The sequence below is a fragment of the Mesorhizobium sp. CNPSo 4671 genome, assembly GCF_057784245.1.
The window spans coordinates 1-930 of the sequence record NZ_JBWLUW010000064.1; the positions used below are offsets into that span (position 1 = coordinate 1).

Consider the following 930-nt stretch of genomic DNA (forward strand, 5'->3'; position numbering starts at 1 on the left):
AAGCCGTTTGCCAGGTTAGCCAGGGTCTGCGGAGTAAATTCAGAGAGTTGGTCGGCACGGCGAAGCACCTCACCGGCGATCGTGGCTGTGGCCTCGCGACAACCCGCCTGTTCCGGCCACTTGCTGAAGCCGTTTGCCAGGTTAGCCAGGTTCTGCGGAGTAAATTCAGAGAGTTGGTCGGCACGGCGAAGCACCTCACCGGCGATCGTGGCTGTAGCTTCGCGACAAGCCGCCGCTTCCGGCCACTTGCTGAAGCCGTTCACCAAGTTCCCCATGTCCTGCGGATTAAAACCAGAGAGCCGGCCGGCGCGGCGGCAGACCTCACTGGCGATCATGCCTATTGTCTCGCGACACGCCACCGCTTCCGGCCACTTGCTGAAGCCGTTCACCAGGTTCGAAAGTTTCTGCGGATTAAAACCAGAGAGCTCGTCAACGCGGCGACTAACCTCACCGGCGATCGTGAGCGCGGCGTGACGCGTGTTCTCCTCTTGCGGCCACTTGCTCATGCCATTCACCAGGGTCGCAAGATCCTGACTGCTGAAATCAGAGAGTCGGCCGCGACGAAGCAATTCGCCGCCGACAACGGTTGCGGCGTGGCGGCACTCTGCCGCTTGCGGCCACTTGCTGAAGCCGTTCACCAGGTTCGAAAGTTCCTGCGGAGTAAACTCAGAGAGTTGGTCGGAACGGCGAAGCACCTCACCGGCGATCGTGGCTGTAGCCTCGCGACAAGCCGCCGCTTCCGGCCACTTGCTGAAACCGTTCCCCAGATTAGCCAGGTTCTGCGGAGTAAAGTCCGAGAGTTGGTCGGAACGGCGAAGCATCTCACCGGCGATCAGGGCTATAGCCTCGCGACACTCCGCGGCTTCCGGCCACTTGCTGAAGCCGTTTGCCAGGTTCGACATCTCCTGCGGAGTAAATTCAGAGAGTTGG

Annotated in this window: 1 pseudogene; it reads right to left on the reverse strand. The window is 60.8% G+C overall.

Features of this window, described 5'->3' with window-relative positions:
- Positions 1-930: pseudogene (locus tag AC04SF_RS37360) on the reverse strand (hypothetical protein); the annotation flags it as partial.